Annotated in this window: 13 protein-coding genes; 6 read left to right on the forward strand and 7 right to left on the reverse strand. The window is 55.1% G+C overall.

What is annotated here, in order from left to right; translation table 11 throughout:
- Positions 1-72: 72 nt before the first annotated feature.
- Positions 73-420 carry an iron-sulfur cluster insertion protein ErpA gene (gene erpA, locus ABU178_RS04635; RefSeq protein ID WP_397212424.1) on the forward strand — a complete coding sequence of 116 codons (348 nt, stop codon included), beginning with the start codon at positions 73-75 and terminating at the stop codon, positions 418-420.
- Positions 421-450: 30 nt separating this feature from the next.
- On the opposite strand, the gene ABU178_RS04640 is transcribed toward erpA, so the two are convergent.
- From ABU178_RS04640 to mtnN, 3 genes are all read right to left on the reverse strand, one after another.
- On the reverse strand, positions 451-708 hold the full coding sequence (locus tag ABU178_RS04640) for a hypothetical protein (RefSeq protein ID WP_397212426.1): 258 nt from the start codon (positions 706-708) through the stop codon (positions 451-453).
- Between the two features lie 130 nt (positions 709-838).
- Positions 839-1,636: a vitamin B12 ABC transporter substrate-binding protein BtuF gene (gene btuF, locus ABU178_RS04645; protein WP_397212428.1), complete on the reverse strand. Its 798-nt coding sequence runs from the start codon at positions 1,634-1,636 to the stop codon at positions 839-841.
- Complete coding sequence (gene mtnN / locus ABU178_RS04650; RefSeq protein ID WP_397212430.1) at positions 1,629-2,327, reverse strand: 5'-methylthioadenosine/S-adenosylhomocysteine nucleosidase; 699 nt, start codon at positions 2,325-2,327, stop codon at positions 1,629-1,631. Before mtnN ends, btuF begins: the two co-directional genes overlap by 8 nt.
- A gap of 98 nt (positions 2,328-2,425) precedes the next feature.
- Between mtnN and dgt the strand changes: the two genes are divergently transcribed.
- From dgt to ABU178_RS04665, 3 genes are all read left to right on the forward strand, one after another.
- Positions 2,426-3,916: a dGTPase gene (gene dgt, locus ABU178_RS04655; RefSeq protein ID WP_397212432.1), complete on the forward strand. Its 1,491-nt coding sequence runs from the start codon at positions 2,426-2,428 to the stop codon at positions 3,914-3,916.
- A 137-nt stretch (positions 3,917-4,053) separates the two neighbouring features.
- Positions 4,054-5,484 carry a serine endoprotease DegP gene (gene degP, locus ABU178_RS04660; protein WP_397212434.1) on the forward strand — a complete coding sequence of 477 codons (1,431 nt, stop codon included), beginning with the start codon at positions 4,054-4,056 and terminating at the stop codon, positions 5,482-5,484.
- A 203-nt stretch (positions 5,485-5,687) separates the two neighbouring features.
- A complete protein-coding gene (locus ABU178_RS04665) occupies positions 5,688-6,845 on the forward strand; it encodes a CdaR family transcriptional regulator (protein ID WP_397212436.1) in 1,158 nt (385 codons plus the stop codon).
- Between the two features lie 37 nt (positions 6,846-6,882).
- On the opposite strand, the gene ABU178_RS04670 is transcribed toward ABU178_RS04665, so the two are convergent.
- The 4 genes from ABU178_RS04670 to map all read right to left on the reverse strand — a co-directional run bounded on the left by ABU178_RS04670 (position 6,883) and on the right by map (position 11,992).
- On the reverse strand, positions 6,883-7,275 hold the full coding sequence (locus ABU178_RS04670; RefSeq protein WP_397212438.1) for a DUF3461 family protein: 393 nt from the start codon (positions 7,273-7,275) through the stop codon (positions 6,883-6,885).
- Positions 7,276-7,532: 257 nt separating this feature from the next.
- On the reverse strand, positions 7,533-8,357 hold the full coding sequence (gene dapD / locus ABU178_RS04675) for a 2,3,4,5-tetrahydropyridine-2,6-dicarboxylate N-succinyltransferase (protein WP_397212439.1): 825 nt from the start codon (positions 8,355-8,357) through the stop codon (positions 7,533-7,535).
- 117 nt (positions 8,358-8,474) lie between these two features.
- Positions 8,475-11,129, reverse strand: coding sequence for a bifunctional uridylyltransferase/uridylyl-removing protein GlnD (gene glnD / locus ABU178_RS04680; protein WP_397212441.1), 2,655 nt, complete (start codon positions 11,127-11,129; stop codon positions 8,475-8,477).
- A 68-nt stretch (positions 11,130-11,197) separates the two neighbouring features.
- Positions 11,198-11,992, reverse strand: a complete 795-nt coding sequence (map, locus tag ABU178_RS04685; protein WP_397212443.1) for a type I methionyl aminopeptidase — start codon at positions 11,990-11,992, stop codon at positions 11,198-11,200.
- A 314-nt stretch (positions 11,993-12,306) separates the two neighbouring features.
- On the opposite strand from map, the gene rpsB reads away from it, so the two are divergent.
- Positions 12,307-13,032 (forward strand): 30S ribosomal protein S2, encoded by a 726-nt coding sequence (gene rpsB / locus ABU178_RS04690; protein WP_397212445.1) that lies wholly within the window; start codon positions 12,307-12,309, stop codon positions 13,030-13,032.
- Between the two features lie 181 nt (positions 13,033-13,213).
- Positions 13,214-14,065: a translation elongation factor Ts gene (gene tsf, locus ABU178_RS04695; RefSeq protein ID WP_397212447.1), complete on the forward strand. Its 852-nt coding sequence runs from the start codon at positions 13,214-13,216 to the stop codon at positions 14,063-14,065.
- The last annotated feature ends 86 nt before the right edge of the window (positions 14,066-14,151 follow it).

Consider the following 14,151-nt stretch of genomic DNA (forward strand, 5'->3'; position numbering starts at 1 on the left):
TGCATTAACCGGCTGGCGGATAATAACGAAATTGAGGTCGTTTTCTGACCTGGACGTTTACCGGAGTGAAAGATGAGTGAAGATTTAGCAGCACTGCCGCTGCAATTTACCGACGCGGCAGCCAGTAAGGTAAAAAACCTGATCGCTGATGAAGAGAACCCGGAGCTGAAGCTGCGTGTGTATATCACCGGCGGCGGTTGCAGCGGTTTCCAGTATGGCTTTACCTTTGACGACAAAATGAACGACGGCGACATGACCATTGAGAAACAGGGCGTCTCGCTGGTGGTTGACCCTATGAGCCTGCAATATCTGGTAGGCGGTTCGGTTGATTATACCGAAGGGCTGGAGGGTTCACGTTTCATCGTGACCAATCCCAACGCCAAAACCACCTGCGGCTGCGGCTCTTCCTTCAGTATCTGAGGGCACTGGCCGCCTGACGGCGGCCGTCCCTTACCACTCTATCGTTACCAGCTTCGCTACCGTTTTGCGTGTGCTCTGATCGGTGACATTGCTCTGCGTCACGCGCGGCTGCGCGCTGAAATGACGGCCACAGTCGATCGCGGTTACGGCGTTTTGGTTCCCCCCCTGCTCAATTTTACAGCGGGAAAAGATCGTGAGCTTTACGGCAATGGAGCCGGTGGTTGACGCGTCGGCAACGGGGCCAGCGACCATCAACAGCCCCAAAGCCAGCAAAATGGCCCGGGTCATAATAAATTCCTGGTGTTGTCAAAAATGCATAACGCATTAAAAAACGGACAAAGAGCATACGTGTACTCAATGTCTCGTTAGTGGATTAACGGCAAATTCTGCTTTTTCTTTAATCCGTATTGATGATTTATTATTCAGGGTGGAGCGCGACACACAGTTGCTGTGCGGCTAACAGTAGACGCGGCCCTGGGCGGCTGAGCCAATCATCGTTAATGGCAATCACCCGAGCCTTAAGCTGCGGCTGCCAGAATTGCGCGACGCTGGCGGCCTGCGCGGCGCTGCCGCCGATCACAATCGCCTGCGGCTGGCGCGCTAATACCTGCTCACGGCTCACCTGCGGCCAGGGCACGACGCTGGCGGCAAAGATATTCTCACCGCCACACAGTGAAATAATCTCGTTCTGTAAGGTCGCTTTCGCTGCGGTAAAAAGCGGCTGCTGACCAAACTGCAAGAAAACAGGAATTTTGCGCTGCTGGCTGTAGCGCTGGCGCAATGAAGTTTCCTGCTGCTGCAGTTTCTCTGCGTTTTGCTGCGCCAGAGCAGGCTGCGGGCTCCATTTTCCCAGGCTGCGCAGGGCGGCGATCATTCCGTCGATGTTGACCGGATCGATCCACTCCACCTGAATCCCCAGCCGCTGTAGCTGATCGATCTGCCGCTGCGGATTGCCGCCGCGCCAGGCGAGCACCAGATCGGGCTTCAGCGCGAGAATGCGTTCAACCTTGATTCCCTGCCAGTTGGCGACCTGCTCAAGCTTTTTCGCTTCAGGCGGATAGTCGGAAAAGGCGCTGACCGCGACGGGCGTGATGCCCGCGGCGAAAGCGAGTTCGGTAAGGTGCGGAGAGAGCGTAATCACGCGCGGGGCGGCGGCAAACAGGCTGCCGCTGAACAGCAGCAGCCAGAGCGCCAGCCGCCGGAGGAATTTAACCACGCGCCAGGCGGGCCAGCAGGTTTTCGACCAGCAGCGATGATTGCTTCGCCGCAACGGTGAGAAACTCTTCAAAACTCAGGTGAGATTCCTGATCCGCCACGTCGGAAATAGCGCGCACCACCACGAAGGGCACTTTGAACTGATTACAGACGTGACCAATCGCCGTGGCTTCCATCTCAACGGCAATCGCCTGCGGGAAGGTGTGGCGAATGCGCGCCAGCGGTTCCGCGCCGTTGATAAAGGCATCGCCGCTCACCACCAGGCCGCGAACCGCATTCAGATCCAGCTGTTGAATGCAGGTTTCCGCCGCCGCAATCAGCGCTTTATCCGCAACAAAGGCTTCCGGGCAGCCTGCCATCTGGCCCGGCGCATAACCGAACGCGGTGACATCCGCATCGTGGTAGCGCACTTCCTCAGACACCACGATATCGCCCACTTTCAGCGTGGGCGCCAGACCGCCCGCCGAGCCGGTGTTGATCACCAGGTCCGGCTTGCAGATCTCAAGCAACAGCGTGGTGCCGAGCGCGGCCGCCGTTTTACCAATGCCCGACTTCAGCAGGGCAACCTCAACGCCGTTCAGCGTGCCGGTGTAAATTTCACAGCCAGCCAGCGTAAGCGTTTGACGGTTTTCAATTTTGTCACGCAGCAGAGTGACTTCCTGCTCCATTGCGCCAATAATGCCTGCTTTCATAGAGAGTCTCGCTAATGTTGTGGAATTAATCGTCGAAAGTGAGGCATAGTCTATCATGGCTGTCAGGGGATTAATTCAGGTAAAAATAAGGGGTAATGATGGCGACGATCAATTTCAGGACGAAGATCAGCTTCTCCCGACCCTATACCAGCCGTAAGGATCCCGAAGGCGAATATTTTATTACCCGCCATTTTGAAAGCGATCGCGGACGTATTATCAACTCTGCGGCGATCCGCCGTTTACAGCAAAAAACCCAGGTCTTCCCTCTGGAACGCAACGCGGCCGTGCGTTCGCGCCTGACCCATTCGCTGGAAGTGCAGCAGACCGGTCGCTATATCGCGAAAGAGATCCTTCAAACGCTGAAAAGCCGCGGCGGGCTGGCGCAGTATGGCCTCGATGAGCTAGAAGGGGCGTTTGAAAGCCTGGTGGAGATGTCCTGCCTGCTGCATGACGTCGGCAATCCGCCCTTTGGTCATTTCGGCGAGGCGGCGATTAACGACTGGTTCGAGGATAACCTGCCGCCAGAGCTGGTCGACCCGGTGGTGGCGGGGGTAGCGGATGATTCACAGCAGGCTGATTTTGATTGCCTGAACGCGATGATTCGTCAGGATCTCTGTCATTTCGAAGGCAATGCCCAGGCGATTCGTATGGTGCATACGCTGTTGCAGCTTAATCTCAGTTATTCACAGGTCGCCTGCATTTTAAAATATACCGCTCCCGCCTGGTGGCAGGGCGAAAAGCCCGCGCAATTTAGCGCGCTGATGAAAAAGCCGGGCTTCTATTTGTCTGAGCGGGAATACATTGCCGAGCTGCGCCAGGAAACAGATTTGGCGGAACATCATCGTTTTCCGCTGACCTATATTATGGAAGCGGCGGACGACATTTCCTACTGTATTGCCGATCTTGATGATGCGGTGGAAAAGGCGATATTTAAAGTCGAGGCTTTGTATGAATTTCTTTCACAGGCGTGGGGAACCATCCGACCCGGCGATGCGTTCAGCCGTACAATAGGCGAAGCCTGGCGTGAAGCCTGTAATAAGAAACGTCGCAGCAAGAGCGACCAGTTCTTTATGTCGCTGCGGGTGAATGTGCAGAGCGTTCTGGTGACCTATGCAGTAAAAAGATTTGTCGAAAATTTGCCAGCCATTTTCAACGGAGATTTCAATCACGCGTTATTAGAGGATGAAGGTGAAGAAGGGCGACTGCTGCATTTATTTAAAACGGTTGCCCGACAGCACGTATTTAACCACTCTGAAGTCGAACAGCTGGAATTGCAGGGTTACCGGGTGATCAAAGGATTGCTGGAAATCTACCAACCGCTGATGAAGCTTAGCTACGAGGACTTTAGCTGCTTGATCAGTGAGGATTTTCTCAAAGGACATCCGATTGAGACGCGTCTGTTTCACAAGCTCTCCGGCAAGCACCGTAAAGCCTATCAGCATAAAATGCGCTCGCTGAATATCGGGCATAAATATGAGCGTTTGTTATGGGAACGTTATTATCGTTTCCGTTTGATTCAGGACTATATCAGCGGTATGACCGATCTCTATGCATGGGATGAGTATCGCCGTTTGATGGCAGTAGAATAACAGGAGATTTGTAAAGAGGCGGAATAAATTTTTACCTTTGGCTAAAACTTCTTTAGGAACTTCGCGCTAAAAAATTAATCTCAACCTCATGACTACAGCAATGGTCTGGACATATTTCTTTAATGAGACAACGACAAATGAAAAAAACGACTTTAGTGTTGAGCGCGCTGGCGCTTAGCCTTGGCATGGCTTTGGCTCCTGTCACTGTTTCTGCTGCCGAAACGGCCTCTTCTTCCAACCAGCAACTGCCCAGTCTTGCCCCGATGCTGGAAAAAGTGATGCCTTCGGTCGTCAGTATCAGCGTAGAAGGCAGCACCACCGTTAAAAACCCGCGTCTGCCGCAGCAGTTCCAGCAATTTTTTGGCGATAATTCGCCTTTCTGTCAGGATGGCTCGCCTTTCCAGAGCTCGCCGATGTGTCAGGACGGTGCCAGCCCGGACGGCGGCAATACCCAGCAGGAAAAATTCCGCGCGCTCGGTTCCGGTGTGATCATCAACGCCGATAAAGGCTATGTGGTGACCAACAACCACGTTGTGGATAACGCCACGAAAATTCAGGTGCAACTGAGCGACGGTCGTCGTTACGATGCCAAGGTGATCGGTAAAGATCCGCGTTCCGATATCGCGCTGATCCAGCTGAGCGAGGCGAAAAACCTGACCGCGATTAAAATCGCGGATTCCGACAGCCTGCGCGTCGGCGACTATACCGTGGCTATCGGCAACCCGTACGGTCTCGGCGAAACGGTTACCTCCGGCATCGTTTCCGCGCTGGGCCGCAGCGGACTGAACGTGGAAAATTATGAAAACTTTATTCAGACTGATGCGGCGATTAACCGCGGCAACTCTGGCGGGGCGTTGGTGAACCTGAACGGCGAACTGATCGGTATCAATACGGCGATCCTGGCGCCGGACGGCGGCAATATCGGTATCGGCTTCGCGATTCCGAGCAACATGGTGAAAAACCTGACCGCGCAGATGGTGGAATATGGTCAGGTGAAACGTGGCGAGCTGGGCGTGATGGGCACCGAGCTTAACTCTGAGCTGGCAAAAGCGATGAAGGTGGACGCCCAGCGCGGCGCCTTTGTCAGCCAGGTACTGCCGAACTCAGCGGCGGCAAAAGCGGGCATCCAGGCTGGCGACGTGATCGTCTCGCTGAACAATAAACCGCTGAGCAGCTTCGCGGCGCTGCGCGCTGAAGTCGGCTCGCTGCCGATTGGCACCAAAATGGAGCTGGGCCTGCTGCGTGACGGCAAGCCGGTGAAAGTGACCGTGGAATTAATGCAGAGCACCCAGGATAAAGTGCAGTCCGCCACCATTTATACCGGCATCGAAGGCGCCGATCTCAGCAACAACGATGCTGGCGGCGTGAAAGGCGTGAAGGTTGATAACGTGAAGGCGGGCAGTGCGGCCGCGCGTATTGGCCTGAAAAAAGGCGATGTGATTCTGGGTGTTAACCAGCAGCGTATTAACAACCTCGGCGAGCTGCGCAAGCTGCTCGATACCAAGCCGTCGGTGCTGGCGCTCAACGTGAAACGCGGCGACAGCAGCATCTATCTGCTGATGCAGTAAGCTTAGCCGTTAGCACGATTTTTCAGGCGGGCGCAGGCCCGCCTTTTCTTTGTCCCGCTACAGCCCATCTCCGTTACGCTGGCCATGAAGTGTGACGCCAGACGCAATTCTGCGCTTCCCTGCCGCCCTCTGTGCAGCTGCACAATGTCAGCGGGCAAACAGGCGCGTATTCTTTATCTCCTTATCCTTTGCAGGAGTTTTTCATGGCCACTTATCATCTGGACGCCCGGCTGGCGCAGGATATTGTTGCGCGCACCATGAAAATTATTGACAGCAATGTCAACGTAATGGATGCCAGAGGACGCATTATCGGCAGCGGCGATCGGGAGCGCATTGGTGAATTGCACGAAGGTGCGCTGCTGGTGCTCTCTCAGGGACGGGTCGTGGACATTGACGACGCGGTGGCGAAACATCTGCACGGCGTGCGGCCCGGCATTAATCTTCCGCTGCGCATCGATGGCGACATCATCGGCGTGATTGGCCTGACCGGCGAGCCGGTTACGCTGCGTCATTACGGCGAGCTGGTCTGCATGACGGCAGAGATGATGTTGGAGCAGACGCGCCTGCTGCATATGCTGGCGCAGGACAGTCGCCTGCGCGAAGAGCTGGTGCTGAATCTGATCCGCAGCGAAACGCTGCCGCCAACGCTGAGCGAATGGGCGCAACGGCTGGGCATCGATCTCAATCAGCCGCGCGTGGTGGCGGTGGTGGAGGTGGACAGCGGGCAGCTGGGCGTAGACAGCGCGATGGCGGAGCTCCAGCAGTTACAAACGCTGCTGACCACGCCCGAGCGCGACAATCTGATCGCCATCGTTTCCCTCACCGAAATGGTGGTGCTCAAGCCCGCCCTCAATGCGCACGGACGTTACGATCGGGACGATCACCGCAAGCGCGTCGAGCAGCTGCTGCAACGTATGAAACAGAGCGGCAATCTGCGTATGCGTATCGCGCTGGGCAACTATTTTACCGGGCCGGGAAGCATTGCGCGTTCTTATCGCACCGCCCATACCACCATGATGGTGGGCAAACAGCGTATGCCTGATCAGCGCAGCTATTTTTATCAGGATCTGGTGCTGCCGGTGCTGCTGGATAGCCTGCGCGGCGGCTGGCAGGCCAACGAACTGGCGCGCCCGCTGGCGAAGCTGAAAAGTATGGACAATAACGGTCTGTTGCGTCGCACGCTGGTCGCCTGGTTTAGCCATAACGTGCAGCCATCAGCCACGGCAAAAGCGCTGTTTATTCACCGCAATACGCTGGAGTACCGGCTCAATCGCATTTCGGAGCTGACCGGTCTGAATCTGAGTAATTTTGACGATCGACTGCTGCTCTATGTGGCGCTGCAGCTGGATGAACAGGGGTAAGAAGGGGTGAAATAGTTCACCCCGACAGGAAGAGTGATTAGCGACTGTTGCGGGTCAGCTTATCGAGGTCCGCTTCGATTTCAGTGATCTTGTGAGAAACCACACTTTCCAGATGACGCAGGTCGTCAAGAATTTTACGCTTCAGATCGACTTCTACCTGATCGCGCTGACAAATTTGATCCAGTTCGTCGATGACATAGCGCAGGTTGGGACTGATCTCCTGCACTTCTTTATAACCCTGGCCGATATGGTCCGCTACTACGGTTTTACGCTGGCGCGGATATTTAAACTTCACGCTTTTGGCAAAAAATTCACCTTTATCCTTGCGGAAGTAAATTTTCAGAATGTCATTGTTCGCTTCCTGACGCAGGCTGTAGCGGTCGATATCGTCAGGGTTGCTGATGCCTAAGCTTTTGAGATTGTCATACATAGCTTTCGTTCCAATAGCAGAGTGGGAAGCGCGCAATTACCCTTATCTTTCCAGTTACAACTGGCTTTTTTTCAGGGAATACTTAAACAACTTTAGACTCAAAACCCAGGATGGACATTGCGCGGCCTGATTAAACTGGCGCGGATTATGAACTGAATGAAAAGTAAACGCACCTGTTAATTCGCGCTGCGAAACAGGAAATTTCGTATGAACTGTAAAGAAAAGATGACGGGCCGTCAGCAACGGCCCGAAAAGGATTAATCGATGGTGCGCAGCAGTTCGTTGATGCCGACTTTACCGCGGGTTTTCGCGTCCACTTTTTTCACGATCACCGCACAGTAGAGACTGTAGCTGCCATCTTTGGACGGCAGGTTGCCGGAAACCACCACCGAGCCAGCCGGAACGCGGCCATAATGCACTTCGCCAGTTTCACGGTCATAAATTTTGGTGCTCTGGCCGAGGTAAACGCCCATAGAGATAACAGAGCCTTCTTCCACGATCACGCCTTCAACCACTTCAGAACGTGCGCCGATAAAGCAGTTATCTTCAATGATGGTTGGATTAGCCTGCAGCGGCTCAAGCACGCCGCCGATGCCAACGCCGCCAGAGAGGTGAACGTTTTTACCAATCTGCGCGCAGGAGCCTACGGTCGCCCAGGTATCAACCATGGTGCCTTCGTCAACGAATGCGCCGATGTTGACGTAGGAGGGCATCAGCACGGTATTGCGCGCGATGAACGCACCCTGACGCACGGCGGCCGGCGGCACCACGCGAAAGCCCTCTTTTTTGAAGCGCGCGTCGTCGTAGTTGGCGAATTTCATCGGCACTTTGTCGTAGAAACGCGTCTCTGCGCCTTCCATTACCTGGTTGTCATTGATGCGGAAGGAGAGCAGAACGGCCTTTTTCAGCCACTGATGCGTTACCCATTCACCGTCGATTTTTTCTGCGACGCGCAACGCACCGCTGTCCAACAGCGCGATAACCTGATTGATTGCTTCACGGGTTACGGTGTCGACGCTGGTCGGAGTAATGTCGGCGCGGCGCTCGAAGGCGGATTCAATAACACTCTGTAGCTGTTGCATAATTTTTCCTGATTCTGTCATGTCCGGTGCAGGGAGTAAGAAATCGCCCCGGTTATCGGCGCTATCACCGTCATCCCTGCGCATTTAACTTTCAATAGGATGATAAAGCGATTTCGGTCACACTTTATCGTTTGGATTAAGGGCTTCTGTCAACCGTTCTTGCAACACATTGCGCATTTCAGCATCAAGCGCGCGACGCTCGCTGTTGGCCAGAATAAATAAGTCCTCTACGCGTTCGCCAATGGTGCTGATACGGGCGCCATGCAGCGAAACGCCGAGATCGGCAAACACTTCACCGATGCGCGCCAGCAGGCCGGGCTGATCGAGCGCCACCAGTTCCAGGTAGCTGCGGCGTTCGGTATGGGTCGGCAGAAATTTTACCTGCGTCTCTACGCTGAAGTGCTTCAGTTTCGACGACTGACGGCGGGTGCGTGGTGGGACCCATTCGGTTTGCGTGATCGCCTGTTTCAGCGCCTGAATGATCATCGCATGACGATCCGGCGCCAGCGGGCTGCCATCCGGCTCCAGCACGATAAACGTATCCATCGCCATGCCGTCGCGGCTGGTGAAAATCTGCGCGTCGTGTACGCTCAGATTGCGGCGATCCAGTTCACCCGCCACGGTAGCAAACAGATGCGGACGATCGGGACTCCAGATAAATATCTCCGTGCCGCCGCGCGTCGCCTGCGGACTCACCAGCACCAGCGGTTTGCTGAGATCGTGCGTGATAAGGTGGCGGGCATGCCAGGCGAGCTGATTAGGCGTGTGGCGCAGGAAATAGTCGGCCCGGCAGCGGCTCCAGATATGATGCAGCCGCTCCTCGTCGAGATTGTCCATACGCAGCAGCGCCAGCGCCAGCAGGCGGTGGTGACGCACACGCTCGCGCAGATCCGGACTGTTTTCCATCCCGCGCCGCAGCTGTTTCTCGGTGGCGAAAAAAAGCTCGCGCAACAGGCTCTGCTTCCAGCTGTTCCACAGGCTTTCGTTGGTGGCGCAGATATCCGCCACCGTCAGGCAGACCAGATAGCGCAGACGATTTTCATTCTGCATCACTTCGGCAAACTGCTGGATAACCGTCGGGTCCTGAATATCACGCCGCTGTGCGGTCACTGACATCAGCAGATGGTGGCGCACCAGCCAGGCGACCAGCTGGCTTTCACGCGAGTTAAGCCCGTGCAGCTCGGCAAACTCCAGCACATCCTGCGCGCCCAGTATCGAGTGGTCACCGCCGCGCCCTTTAGCGATATCGTGAAACAGCGCGGCCATCAGCATCAGCTCCAGCTGCGGCAGACGCGGCCACAGCTCGACGCAGAGTGGGTGTTTCGGCCGCGTCGCCTCATCGGCGAAGCTCTCCAGTTTCTGCAGCACGCGGATCGTATGCTCATCCACCGTGTAGGCGTGGAACAGGTCAAACTGCATCTGGCCGACAATGGTTCCCCACTGCGGCGTATAGGCCCATAACACGCTGTGGCGGTGCATCGGCACCAGCGCGCGGCTGACCGCGCCGGGATGGCGCAGAATCGACATGAAATAGCGGCGCGCTTCCGGGATCTGACAGAGCGGCTGTTTCAGGTTGCGGCGCGCGTAGCGCAGCTGGCGCAGCGTGGTGGAGTAGATGCCTTTAATGTTCTCGTTGCGCACCATGACATAAAACATGCGCAAAATGGCCTGCGGCTCGCGTTCGAATAGCGTTTCATCGCGCAGATCGATCAGGTTGCCGCGCAGCTGAAAGTCATCATCGATCATGCGCGGCTTTTCGGTAGCGGGGAGCGCCAGAATCGCTTCATCAAACAGCTGCAGCAGCATCTGATTCAGCTCGCCGATGCGGTGCATGACGCGATAGAAATCCTTCATCATGCGTTCAACCGGTTCGTTGCCTTCGCCCTGATAGTTCAGGCGCTGTGCCACGGTGAGTTGACGATCAAACAGCAGGCGGTTGTCATAACGGGTCAGCGTCAGGTGCAGCGCGAAACGGATGCGCCAGAGAAACGCCTGACATTCGTTCAGTTCGTTACGCTCGGCCTCGGTTAAAAAGCCAAAGCCGACCATTTCATCCAGCGAAGTGGCGCCAAAATGGCGGCGCGCCACCCACAGCAACGTATGAATATCGCGCAGGCCGCCGGGGCTGCTTTTGATGTCCGGCTCCAGGTTGTAGCTGGTGCCGTGATAGCGCTGATGCCGCTCCTGCTGCTCTTCAATTTTGGCGGCGTAAAAGCGTGCCGAGGGCCAGAAGCCATCGCTGAAGATATTCTTCTGCATCTCCAGAAACAGCGCCACGTCGCCGGTGAGCATCCGTGATTCGATGAGGTTGGTGGCGACGGTAAGATCGGATAACCCCTCCAGCAGAGACTCTTCCAGCGTGCGCACGCTATGGCCCACCTCCAGCTTCAGGTCCCACATCAGGGTCAGCAGCTCGCTGGCGCGCTGCGCCGCCTGCTCATCCAGCGTCTGGCGGCTCAGGATCAGAATGTCGATATCGGAGAGCGGATGAAGTTCGCCACGGCCATAGCCACCGACGGCCACCAGCGCAATGTCGCTCATCGCGTCAAAGCCGTAGAAGCGCCACAGGCGGCGCAGCAGGCGATCGATATAGCGCGTGCGCGCCTTGACCAGCTTTTCCGCCGTTTCGCCAGCGTCAAAAGCCGCGGCCAGCTGTTGATTAAAACTCTCCAGACGCTGTTTGAGGTTTTCACGGGTTAACGCATCGTCATCCCAGTTTGCCGGGGAGTCCTTCAGGCTGTTTTTTACTGCATCCGTCACGCTACCACTCATCGACTCGTTCTCTTCATTGGTGACATAAAAAAGCCGGCCTGGCGCCGGCTCTTTATGATTTCGCTTTTTTACCCTTCGTTGACCAGCACGGCAGGAATGGTGTCGTCTTGACGCAGGGTTAAAATCTCACAGCCGTTTTCCGTCACCACAATAGTATGCTCATACTGCGCGGACAAGCTGCGATCTTTGGTTTTCACCGTCCAGCCATCTTTCATGGTGCGGATACGGTAGTCGCCAGCGTTGACCATCGGCTCAACGGTAAAGGTCATGCCAGCCTGCAGCACAACGCCGCCGTCATCCGCATCGTAATGCAGCACCTGCGGCTCTTCATGGAAGCCTTTGCCGATGCCGTGGCCGCAATATTCACGCACCACGGAGAAGTCGTTGGCTTCCACATATTTCTGGATTTCGCGTCCCAGAGCGCGTAAACGGATGCCCGGCTTGATCATGCGCAGCGACAGGTAGAGGCTCTCCTGCGTTACGCGGCACAGACGCTCGCCGAGAATAGTCGGCTTGCCGACGATAAACATCTTCGAGGTATCGCCGTGATACTCATCTTTGATCACCGTGACGTCGATATTGATGATATCGCCATCCTTCAACAGGCGATCGTCGCTGGGAATGCCGTGGCACACCACCTCGTTAACCGAGATGCAGACCGATTTCGGGAAGCCGTGATAGCCGAGGCTGGCGGAAATCGCTTTCTGCTGGTTCGTGATGTGATCGTGGCAAATGCGATCCAGCTCGCCGGTCGAAACGCCCGGCTTGACGTGCGGTTCGATCATTTCCAGCACCTCGGCGGCGAGACGGCCCGCGACGCGCATTTTTTCGATTTCTTCAGGGGTTTTGATTGATATTGCCATTAAATTTATCCGCAGTTGCCGAATTTTTCGGCAATAATGAACTCTGTGCTGTCATGTTAGCAGTCGGCAAAACGCCTGCCAAATAGAGAACGTCCGGGACGTGGCAGACAACAATTATTGGCTTCGAACCCTGCTTTATGGTATAAAGCGCGCCGACGATTCTCTGTACGGCTGTAAAGCTGGCAGGAAACGCATAAATCTCATTATGTGTAATAAAACACACATGTATCGACACATACTCCGGGGTGCTTCGCAAGAGGTCGGTGGTATGGGATACATGGAGGCTCAACCCCAATCAAAACCCAGAGGTAATCATGGCAACTGTTTCCATGCGCGACATGCTCAAGGCCGGCGTACACTTCGGTCACCAGACCCGTTACTGGAACCCGAAAATGAAGCCGTTCATCTTCGGTGCGCGTAACAAAGTTCACATCATCAACCTTGAGCAAACTGTACCGATGTTCAACGACGCTCTGGCTGAGTTGAAAAAGATCTCCTCTCATAAAGGCAAGATCCTGTTCGTTGGTACCAAGCGCGCTGCAAGCGAAGCGATTAAAGAATCTGCGCTGAGCTGCGACCAGTTCTTCGTTAACCACCGCTGGCTGGGTGGCATGCTGACTAACTGGAAAACTGTTCGTCAGTCTATCAAACGTCTGAAAGATCTTGAGACTCAGTCTCAGGACGGCACCTTCGACAAACTGACCAAAAAAGAAGCGCTGATGCGCGCTCGTGAACTGGCCAAGCTGGAAAACAGCCTGGGCGGTATCAAAGATATGGGCGGTCTGCCGGACGCGCTGTTTGTGATCGATGCCGACCACGAACACATCGCAATCAAAGAAGCAAACAACCTGGGTATTCCGGTATTTGCTATCGTTGATACCAACTCTGATCCGGACGGCGTTGATTACGTTATCCCGGGTAACGACGATGCGATCCGTGCTGTAAGCCTGTACCTGTCTGCCGTCGCCGCTACCGTGCGCGAAGGTCGTTCTCAGGATCTGGCTGAGCAGGCTGAAGATACGTCTTTAGAGAACGCCTAATAAGGTTTGCTCTTTTACAGAGCCCTTAGACATCAGATGTGATCTGTAAGGGGCCTGACAGGGCCCCTTTATTTTATCCAAGTCTGTTACGCCCCCGTTCGGGCTGGCGGGACAGAGTAAATTTTCCGCAACAGGTGCCTGCTGGTGTGAAAGCATACAGGTACGAACCGAGGATTCTGGAATGGCTGAAATTACCGCTGCACTGGTAAAAGAACTGCGCGAGCGTACTGGCGCAGGCATGATGGACTGCAAAAAAGCGCTGACCGAAGCGAACGGCGACATCGAGCTGGCAATCGACAACATGCGTAAGTCTGGCCAGGCGAAAGCTGCGAAGAAAGCAGGCAACGTTGCTGCTGACGGCGTAATCAAAACCAAAATCGTTGGCAACTACGGCGTGATTCTGGAAGTAAACTGCCAGACCGACTTCGTGGCGAAAGACGGCGGTTTCCAGGCATTTGCTGATGAAGTTCTGGAAGTGGCTGCTGCCGATCGCATCACTGACGTTGACGTGCTGAAAGCGAAATTCGAAGATCAGCGCGTTGCGCTGGTAGCGAAAATCGGCGAGAACATCAACATTCGTCGCGTTGCAGTACTGGAAGGCGAAGAGCTGGGCAGCTACCTGCACGGCGCGCGTATCGGCGTACTGGTTTCTGCCAAAGGCGCTAACGAAGAGCTGATCAAACAGGTTGCTATGCACGTTGCTGCCAGCAAGCCGGAATACGTGAAGCCGGAAGATGTGTCTGCGGAAGTGGTTGCGCGCGAGCACCAGATCCAGCTGGACATCGCCATGCAGTCTGGCAAGCCGAAAGAGATCGCAGAGAAAATGGTTGAAGGCCGTATGAAGAAATTCACCGGTGAAGTTTCTCTGACCGGTCAGAACTTCGTTATCGACCCGAGCAAAACCGTTGGCCAGGCTCTGAAAGAGCAGGGCGCTGACGTGATTAATTTTATCCGCTTCGAAGTGGGTGAAGGCATCGAGAAAGTTGAAAGCGACTTCGCTGCTGAAGTAGCGGCAATGTCCAAACAGTCTTAATGCTCTGAAAGAACCGCCAGAAGGCGGTTCTTTTTTGTCTGCTGTGTGCTGTAAACACTTTTTTCAGTCTCATCCCAATAGCTATT

The organism is Pantoea osteomyelitidis (assembly GCF_044342975.1).
GTDB classification, from domain to species: Bacteria; Pseudomonadota; Gammaproteobacteria; order Enterobacterales; family Enterobacteriaceae; genus Pantoea; species Pantoea osteomyelitidis.

Excerpts from the sequence above, each read along its gene's own strand:
- ABU178_RS04670 (WP_397212438.1), bottom strand. The coding sequence starts at position 7,275 with ATGTATGACAATCTCAAAAGCTTAGGCATCAGCAACCCTGACGATATC.
- map (WP_397212443.1), bottom strand. The coding sequence starts at position 11,992 with ATGGCAATATCAATCAAAACCCCTGAAGAAATCGAAAAAATGCGCGTC.
- rpsB (WP_397212445.1), top strand. The coding sequence starts at position 12,307 with ATGGCAACTGTTTCCATGCGCGACATGCTCAAGGCCGGCGTACACTTC.
- erpA (WP_397212424.1), top strand. The coding sequence starts at position 73 with ATGAGTGAAGATTTAGCAGCACTGCCGCTGCAATTTACCGACGCGGCA.
- degP (WP_397212434.1), top strand. The coding sequence starts at position 4,054 with ATGAAAAAAACGACTTTAGTGTTGAGCGCGCTGGCGCTTAGCCTTGGC.
- dgt (WP_397212432.1), top strand. The coding sequence starts at position 2,426 with ATGGCGACGATCAATTTCAGGACGAAGATCAGCTTCTCCCGACCCTAT.
- mtnN (WP_397212430.1), bottom strand. The coding sequence starts at position 2,327 with ATGAAAGCAGGCATTATTGGCGCAATGGAGCAGGAAGTCACTCTGCTG.
- ABU178_RS04665 (WP_397212436.1), top strand. The coding sequence starts at position 5,688 with ATGGCCACTTATCATCTGGACGCCCGGCTGGCGCAGGATATTGTTGCG.
- dapD (WP_397212439.1), bottom strand. The coding sequence starts at position 8,357 with ATGCAACAGCTACAGAGTGTTATTGAATCCGCCTTCGAGCGCCGCGCC.
- tsf (WP_397212447.1), top strand. The coding sequence starts at position 13,214 with ATGGCTGAAATTACCGCTGCACTGGTAAAAGAACTGCGCGAGCGTACT.
- glnD (WP_397212441.1), bottom strand. The coding sequence starts at position 11,129 with ATGAGTGGTAGCGTGACGGATGCAGTAAAAAACAGCCTGAAGGACTCC.
- ABU178_RS04640 (WP_397212426.1), bottom strand. The coding sequence starts at position 708 with ATGACCCGGGCCATTTTGCTGGCTTTGGGGCTGTTGATGGTCGCTGGC.